Origin of the sequence: Anaeromyxobacter sp. PSR-1, from assembly GCF_000964525.1 — a bacterium.
GTDB lineage: Bacteria > Myxococcota > Myxococcia > Myxococcales > Anaeromyxobacteraceae > Anaeromyxobacter.
The window spans coordinates 1-7,725 of record NZ_BAZG01000202.1 but is presented as its reverse complement, the minus strand read 5'-3'; the positions used below and the strand labels follow the sequence as shown (position 1 = coordinate 7,725).

9 protein-coding genes are annotated in these 7,725 nt (G+C 74.3%); 5 read left to right on the top strand and 4 right to left on the bottom strand.

Going from position 1 to position 7,725, the window contains the following annotated elements:
• Positions 1 to 16 precede the first annotated feature (16 nt).
• Positions 17 to 340 carry a hypothetical protein gene (locus tag PSR1_RS20075; protein ID WP_237758167.1) on the bottom strand — a complete coding sequence of 108 codons (324 nt, stop codon included), beginning with the start codon at positions 338 to 340 and terminating at the stop codon, positions 17 to 19.
• 288 nt (positions 341 to 628) lie between these two features.
• Between PSR1_RS20075 and PSR1_RS20070 the strand changes: the two genes are divergently transcribed.
• From PSR1_RS20070 to PSR1_RS24250, 4 genes are all read left to right on the top strand, one after another.
• Positions 629 to 1,048, top strand: coding sequence for a rubrerythrin family protein (locus PSR1_RS20070; protein WP_011419823.1), 420 nt, complete (start codon positions 629 to 631; stop codon positions 1,046 to 1,048).
• A gap of 117 nt (positions 1,049 to 1,165) precedes the next feature.
• Complete coding sequence (locus PSR1_RS20065) at positions 1,166 to 2,530, top strand: heterodisulfide reductase-related iron-sulfur binding cluster (protein ID WP_059439176.1); 1,365 nt, start codon at positions 1,166 to 1,168, stop codon at positions 2,528 to 2,530.
• A 19-nt stretch (positions 2,531 to 2,549) separates the two neighbouring features.
• Positions 2,550 to 3,107, top strand: coding sequence for a DUF3501 family protein (locus tag PSR1_RS20060; RefSeq protein WP_059439175.1), 558 nt, complete (start codon positions 2,550 to 2,552; stop codon positions 3,105 to 3,107).
• A 327-nt stretch (positions 3,108 to 3,434) separates the two neighbouring features.
• Positions 3,435 to 3,572 carry a hypothetical protein gene (locus PSR1_RS24250; RefSeq protein WP_193388391.1) on the top strand — a complete coding sequence of 46 codons (138 nt, stop codon included), beginning with the start codon at positions 3,435 to 3,437 and terminating at the stop codon, positions 3,570 to 3,572.
• A 30-nt stretch (positions 3,573 to 3,602) separates the two neighbouring features.
• Here the strand turns inward: PSR1_RS24250 and PSR1_RS20055 are convergent, their stop codons facing one another.
• Positions 3,603 to 4,223: a 3'-5' exonuclease gene (locus PSR1_RS20055; RefSeq protein ID WP_059439174.1), complete on the bottom strand. Its 621-nt coding sequence runs from the start codon at positions 4,221 to 4,223 to the stop codon at positions 3,603 to 3,605.
• 114 nt (positions 4,224 to 4,337) lie between these two features.
• On the opposite strand from PSR1_RS20055, the gene PSR1_RS20050 reads away from it, so the two are divergent.
• Entirely contained in the window at positions 4,338 to 5,195 is an 858-nt protein-coding gene (locus PSR1_RS20050) for an EAL domain-containing protein (RefSeq protein WP_059439173.1), read from the top strand.
• Between the two features lie 301 nt (positions 5,196 to 5,496).
• On the opposite strand, the gene PSR1_RS20045 is transcribed toward PSR1_RS20050, so the two are convergent.
• Positions 5,497 to 7,308, bottom strand: coding sequence for a DUF294 nucleotidyltransferase-like domain-containing protein (locus PSR1_RS20045; RefSeq protein WP_059439172.1), 1,812 nt, complete (start codon positions 7,306 to 7,308; stop codon positions 5,497 to 5,499).
• A gap of 70 nt (positions 7,309 to 7,378) precedes the next feature.
• Positions 7,379 to 7,725, bottom strand: a 347-nt coding sequence (locus tag PSR1_RS20040) for an adenylyl-sulfate kinase (protein ID WP_059439171.1), incomplete at its 5' end; no start/stop codon positions are given.

Below are 7,725 nucleotides of genomic sequence, written 5' to 3'. Positions count from 1 at the left end.
CCCGCCCCTGAGGCCGTCAGCTCGGGTCCGGCTCCTCGCGGTCGGCCTGCGGGTCCGTCCGCGCGGGCAGCCGCCGGTCGTCCGGCGCGGGCGGGATCTGCGCCAGCGACCTGGCCTGCGCCTCCAGCTCGTCGTCGCCGTGCACCCGCTCGGCCTCGCGGTCGTCCTGGTCCTGGGTCCAGGTGGTCGGCGCGGACGACAGCCCCTCCAGCGGCCGCTCGCCGTGCGTGTTCTCGGTCTCGAGGTCCTTCAGCTCCTGCTCGCGCCGCAGGCGCAGCTCGCGCTCGCGCTGGCGCTCGTCGGGATCCGCCATGGTGCCCTCCGCACCGACGGTGCTCACCGGCGAGCCTCCCCGCAGCGCGCCGGAGGCCCTGGGCCCGCGCCCTCCGCGCCCACCCGGGCGGGCGCGCGCCCCGTCGTTGACCCACCGTGAACGGCGCGATGCGCCGCACGGCCCCCACAGGGTCTATGAATCCGGCCCCGCCGTGGCTACCACTCCCCCACCGAAACGAGCGACGGCCCGGCGGCCGGCCTCGCGGCCTCCCGCCGGCCACGCATGCGTGCCCGTCCGGACGCGGCGCCTTCGCGAGCACGATCGATCACCCTCACCCGAAGAAGGAGAAGTGACATGGCCCAGCTGAAGGGAAGCAAGACCGAGCAGAACCTCAAGGACGCGTTCGCGGGTGAGTCGCAGGCAAACCGCCGCTACCTGTACTTCGCGAAGATCGCCGACGTGGAGGGCTACCCGGAGGTCGCCGCCAACTTCCGCGACACCGCCGAGGGCGAGACCGGCCACGCGCACGGCCACATGGACTTCCTGAAGCCGGTCGGCGATCCCGCCACCGGCCTCCCCATCGGCGACAGCGTCGCGAACCTGAAGGCCGCCATCGCCGGCGAGACCCACGAGTACACCGACATGTACCCGGGCATGGCGAAGACGGCGCGCGAGGAGGGCTTCGCGGAGGTCGCCGACTGGTTCGAGACGCTGGCGAAGGCGGAGAAGTCGCACGCCGGGCGCTTCGACAAGATGCTGAAGACGATCGCCTAGGCGGCGTCCGGGTCCGCCGGCCCCGCCGGCGATCCAGCTGCGACGACCCGATGCGCCCCCATTGGGGAGTGCATCGGGTCGTTTCGTCCTCACCGATCCCGCGGGAGACTCCGCGCCATGAGCACCCCGACGCAGGAAAAGACCGTCTCCTTCAAGCCCACCCCGGGCCTCTCCTACGATCCCACCGAGGAGCGCTACTGGGACCGCGCCGCGCTGGACGGCGAGGTGCTGCGGGCCTTCGAGATCTGCAACGGCTGCCGCATGTGCTTCAAGTACTGCGACAGCTTCCCGAAGCTCTTCACCTTCGTGGACGACCGGCACGACGGCGACGTCACCCGGGTCACCGAGGCCGAGACCCGCGAGGTGATGGACGCGTGCTTCCAGTGCAAGCTCTGCGAGGTGCAGTGCCCGTACACCCCGCGTGACGCGCACGAGTTCCAGCTCGACTTCCCGAAGCTGGTCCACCGCTACCGCGGCGTGCACCGGCGCGGGAAGGCGCCCACGCTGCGCCAGCGCGTGCTGAACGATCCCGACGCCGCCGGCAAGCTGGCGCGCCTCTCGCTCGGGATGGCGAACGTGGCGAACCGCGCCCGCCCGCTCCGCGTGCTGATGGAGAAGGTGGTCGGCGTGCACCGCGACAAGCTCCTGCCCGAGTTCGCCGCCGAGCCGTTCGACGCCTGGGCGGAGAAGCACGGGCACGTGCAGGCCGAGCCGGGCGGCGAGGCGGTGCTGTTCCAGACCTGCTTCGTGCAGCACAACGAGCCCGACCTCGGGAAGGATGCGCTCTACGTGCTGAAGCGCAACGGCGTGGACGTGCGCGTTGTGAAGGGGCTGCTCTGCTGCGGGATGCCGGCCTGGGAGACGGGCGACCTCGAGTCGCTCCGCCGCTGGGCGCACCGCGATCTCGAGCTGCTCCTGCCGTACGTGGAGAAGGGCGCGAAGGTGCTGGTGGTGAACCCCACCTGCTCGATGATGATGCGCCGCGAGTGGCCGCACCTGCTGGAGGGCGAGGACCGGGCCCGCGCCGAGAAGCTCGCGCCGGCGGTGATGGACGTCTCGGAGTTCCTCTGGACCCTCCGCAACGAGCCGCGCTTCGACGCGAGCTTCGCGTCGGCGCCCCCCGGCGGCAAGGTGGCGTACCACGCGCCCTGCCACCTGCGCGCGCAGGGGATCGGCTTCAAGGGGCGCGACCTGCTGCGGAAGATCCCGGGCGTCACGGTGGCCTCCACGGTGATGGAGTGCTGCGGGCACGACGGCACCTTCGCCATGACGGTGGAGGGGTTCGAGCCGTCGCAGCGGGTGGGCAGGAAGGCGTTCGACGGGATGAAGGCCGCCGAGGCCGAGGTGTGGGCCACCGACTGCCCGCTCGCGGCCGTGCAGTTCCAGCAGCACGCGGGCAAGAAGCCGCTGCACCCGATCACCCTGCTGGCGCGGGCCTACCGCGGCGAGGGCTTCGGGCCGAAGACGGGAGGCGAGCGATGAGGAGCGAGGGAGGCGAGCGATGAGGAAGGTCCGGCGCGAGGAGATCCTCGACCCGTCCACCTACGAGCGGTCGCGCGAGGAGGTCCGCGCCGCCGTGCTGCAGGCCAAGGCGCGGCGCCGCGTGCACGTGGGCGGCGTGCTCACGTTCCTCTTCGAGAACACGGCCACCATCCGCTACCAGATCCAGGAGATGGTGCGCGCGGAGAAGATCGCGCGCGAGGAGGACGTCCGGCACGAGCTCGACACGTACAACGAGCTGCTGGGCGGGCCGGGCGAGCTGGGCGTGTCGCTGCTCATCGAGATCGCCGAGCCGGAGGAGCGCGACCGGCGGCTGCGCGCGTGGCTGCAGCTGCCGGAGCACCTGTACCTGCTCCTCCCCTCCGGCGAGAAGGTGCGCGCCACCTACGACCCGCGGCAGGTCGGCACCGACCGGCTCTCGTCGGTGCAGTACCTGAAGTTCGACGTGCGGGGCGAGGCGCCGGTCGCGGTCGGGTGCGACCTGCCGGCCTTCACCGTGGAGACCCGCCTCGACGAGGGGCAGCGCGAGGCGCTCGCGGCCGACCTGAAGGCCGGCTGAGCGCGGCCAGCGGCCACACCCACCTGCATGTCCCCCCGTCGTGCGAGTTCCGCCGCCGAGGTGGGCGACGCAACATGGCGGGGTTCGCGCCGGGATCGCCGGGGGAGGGGCGCGAGCGGGGGGAGACCGATGCGCACGCACCATCCGCCGTCGCGGGCATTCCGGCGGGCCGCGCCCGAGGGGCCGCGCTGGCTGCTCGGGACCGTCCCGGTGCCGCGCCTGCGGCCGGCCCTCGAGGCCGGTCGCGCACCCGCCGCGTTGCCGCACGGCCGCGCCGCCGTTACGACGATCCGGAGCGGCGCGCTCCGCGCCGCCCGGAGGACTCCGATGCCCCGCGCTCCCCGCATCGCCCGCGCCCAGGCCGTCGCGCTCGCCCGCCCCGAGACGCTCGACCACCGCTGGACCGGGTGGCTCACGGCCGCCGTCGCCGTGGCGCTCCTGGCGGCGGGGCTGCTGGGCCTGTAGCCGCGGGGCGCTTCGCCCCGGCCGAATTCCTCAGCGCAGGTCGCGCAGGGTCCGCGCGGCGAGCTGCCGCCGCAGCACCAGGAACAGCTCCGCGGTGGCGACCGCGTCGGTCAGCGCGTCGTGCTGGCCGTAGTCGGGCAGCCCGCGCTGCCGCCGCGCCGCGAGCAGGTTCAGCTCCGGCTCGATGGACGGCGCATCCGGGTCCACGAACCGCTGCCGCTTCGCGGCCTTGATGAGCAGCGCCACCGTGTCCACCACCGGCGGCTCCGGCCAGCGCCGGCCGCAGCGCCGGTAGGCGCGCTTCAGGAACGCCACGTCGAGCGAGGCCTGGTGCACGAGCAGCGCGCCCTCCCGCGCCCGCAGGTCCACGTCCGCCAGCACCGAGTCGAGCGACGGCGCCGTGGCCACGTCGTGCGGGACGAGCTGGTGCGCGCGGATCGAGCCCGGGTCGATGGCGGCGGCCGCCTCCGGCCGGATCAGGGTCGAGAACGACTCCCCCAAACGGACGCTGCCCTGGCGCACGGGCACCATGCCCACGGCCAGGATCGCGTCCCGGCGGGGGTCCAAGCCGCCGGTTTCCAGGTCGAGGGCCCAGTAGACGACGGTGTCCCACGAAGGGGAGGGCCAGAACACGCGGTCGTTTCCTAGCATGAGGCGCTATCGGGTGGCAGCATGTAGGCGCTTGCACGACGTCACCTACCACACCCTAGCTCCGCACACCTTCCTGGCCGCCCCGGGCCGGGGCGTCGCGCCGGGGTCCCGCCGATGAGCGCCGTCGCCTGGCAGTACGGTCCCGAGGGCGTCGAGGCAGAGCTCCACGGTCTCGTCCCGCCGGAGGTGGACCCTACCCCGGCCGCCCCCATCCCGTTCGACCTGCACGCCGTCGAGACGCGCCCGCGCATGCCGCGGCCGCTCGACCTGGACGAGATCCGCCGCGTGCTCGACGACGGCCGCTTCTGGACCGAGTACCAGGCCATCGTGCACTGCCGCACCGGGCGCACCGTCGCGTTCGAGGCGCTGGCCCGCTTCCGCCACCGCAGCGGCCGGCCCATCCCGCCGGACCGCGTGTTCCCGCTGCTGCGCGACGAGCCGGCGCTCCTGCTCCGCGCCGAGCTGACGCTGAAGCTGCACCAGGTCGAGCACGCGCCCCGCGCGCCGGTGTTCGTGAACCTCGACCCCGACTCCTGGACCCGCGCCGGCGATCGCCACCAGAACCCGTTCCTGGCGCTGTTCGGCTCGGCGCCGAACAAGGTGGTGGTGGAGGTGACCGAGGCGCTGGCCCGCACCGAGGCGCTCGCGGCGCGCGACATGCTCGCGTCGCTCCGCTCGCGCCACGTCACCGTGGCGCTCGACGACGTCGGCGCGGTGGACGGCCTGCTCTCGTTCGAGGCGATGACGGAGGCCGAGGTGCTGAAGTTCGATCGCTCGCTCATCCCGCGCTTCCAGAACCCGCGCTACCGCGCGCTGGTGGAGGCGCTCACGCGCATGGCGCGCGAGGTCGGCGCGCACACCGTGCTCGAGGGCGTCGAGACCACCGCCGAGTTCGTGCTGGCGCGCGACCTCGGGTTCGACCTCGTGCAGGGCTTCCTGTTCAAGGACCGCGCGCGGGTGGCGGGGCGGTAGGCGGAGCGCAGCGCCGCGAGACCATCCGGAGCGCAACCCCGTACGCGCGGCGCAGCCGCGCCCGCGGGGACCTCGCGCGAGCCCGCGAACGCGGGCGCGCGAGGTCACGGGACCCGCGAAGCAGGGTGGGGCCCCGACGAGCTCTGCTCGGCGGGGCGGGGCGCAGCCCCGTGCGCGCGGCGCAGCCGCGCCCGCGGGGACCTCGCGCGAGCCCGCGAACGCGGGCGCGCGAGGTCACGGGACCCGCGAAGCAGGGTGGGGCCCCGACGAGCTCTGCTCGGCGGGGCGGGGCGCAGCCCCGTCAGAACAGGTCCGTTCGATAGTGGTAGGACGCCCGCTCCTGCCAGACCTCGATGGCGCGGAACGCGTCGCGCAGGCGGCTCCGCTCGATCGAGGACAGGTCGGACATCGACACCACGTTCGACGGGATCTTCCCGTCCGAGATGGTCCGGAGCTGCTCGCGCAGGCGCAGCCGCAGGATGTAGCGGTACGCCTCGGAGAGCGTGTCGCAGGTGTCCTGCTCGATGAGCCCGGCCTTCACCGCGGCGGCGAGGCGCTCCAGCGTGTTCGAGGAGCGGGCGCCCGCCTCCAGGCCGTAGACGCGCGCCAGGAACACGATCGGGCTCACGCCCTTCAGCTTCAGGTCGAACTTCGAGGACTCGCTGCGCAGCCGCAGCATCAGGCCGCCCGGCGGGTGGAACGTGAGCGCGCTCTTCGCCATCGCGGCGAGGAACGTGCGCGCGTTCCGCGCCCGGCGCACGATCGCCTCCAGCGGCTCGGGGTCGAGCGAGCCCTGCGCCACCCGGAAGTCGAAGAAGATCGACGCCTCCAGCAGCGCCTGCGGCGTGGGCCGGTCGAGCCAGGCGCGGAAGCGCTCCTCCCACTCGGCCAGCGAGCCCTGCCAGCGCGTCGCCATGTAGCCGCCCGGGCAGCGCGGGAACCCGGCCGCCACCAGGTCCGCGTTGGCCTTCTCCGCCATGGCCGAGAAGTAGGCCCGCGCCTCGGGCGTGTCGTCGCGCCAGGCGAGCGCGTTGTCCTGGTCGGTCAGGATCATCTGCTCCTTGCGCCCCTCGGAGCCGAACACCAGCCAGCCGTACGGGCAGGGCGGCGGCCCGAGGTCGTCCTCGGCCCAGCGCAGGATCCGTCCGGCCAGCGTCTCGTTGAGCCGCGCCACGAACCCGCCGATCACCGTCGGCTCGAGCCCGCCCGCGAACAGCGCCGAGACCATCTCGCTCACCTTGGTCCCGTAGCCGGGCAGCGCGTCGCGGCCGCCCAGCCGCTCCAGGCGCTTCATCACCGCCACCGGCCCGGAGGCGGTGCACTTCAGCAGGTCGGTGGCGGTGAGGACGCCCGCGATCTCGCCGCCGTTGCGGGTGATGGGCAGGTGGTGCACGCCCGAGTCGAGCAGGATGCGCCACGCCTCGTACACCGGCACGTCGCCGCCCACGGTCCTGAGCGGCGCGGTGTACACGTCGAGCACCGGCGTCTCCGGCCCGCGCCCCTGCGCCAGCACCCGGGCGCGGAAGTCGCGGTCGGTGACGATCCCGGGCGGCTCCGAGTCCACGATGAGCGAGCCGACCCCGCGCTCCGCCATGACCCGCGCCGCCTCGCCCACCGTCGCGGCCGGCGCGATCCGCACCGCCGGCCCGCGCAGCAGCGTCGCGACCGGCACCGCCAGGTCGGGCTGGAAGCTCGCCACCTGCGAGCGCTCCAGGCTGTTCCGGAGCCGCTCCGCCAGCCCGGAGGCGAAGTGCCCGGCGAACGGGCCGTAGGCGAGGAGCGCCTGGAACTCCTGGCGCGGCAGCCGGTAGGCGAGCAGGTCCTCCTCGACGATCACGTCGAGCGTGGCCTTGCCGGAGATGAGCGAGGTGAAGCCGAACACCTCGCCCTCCTCGAGCAACTGGAGCGTCTGCCCCTCGCGCTCGAGCCGCACCGCGCCCTTGCGGATGACGTAGAGGTGCTCGGAGGGCGTGCCGCCGCGCTCCAGGACGCGCGTGCCGGTCGGGAAGAACACGATCTCGAGCGCGCGGGCGGCGTCGCGGAACGCGTCCGCCGGCAGCGCGTCGAACGGCGGGGTCCCGCGGACGAACGCGACCGGGTCGAGGGCGGCCATCCGCGGAGGATAGCAGAGCGGCGCGCGGCCCCCCGGCCGCCGTGCGGCGCTGCGGCTTCCGGGGGAAGCCTCACCCGTCCTCGAGCAGCGCCGCCGCGGCGGCGAGCGCCTCCCGGTCCTCGCCCCCGCCGCGCGCCACCACCTCGGGCGCGCGCGGCGGCTCGTAGGGCGCGCCGCCGCCGGGCAGCTCCGGCGCGCCGCCCGCGCGCGCCCGCGCCCAGAGCCCCTTGGGATCCCGCGCCGCGCAGGCCTCCGGGGACGCGTCGATCCAGACCTCCACGAACCGCGGCGCCCGGAGCCGGACGCGGTCGCGGAACACGCGCCGTGCGGCGGTCGCGGCCACCACCACCACCAGCCCCTCGCCGGCGAGCAGCAGCGCCAGGTTCCCGAGCGTCTCGTAGAACGCCGCCCGCGCGG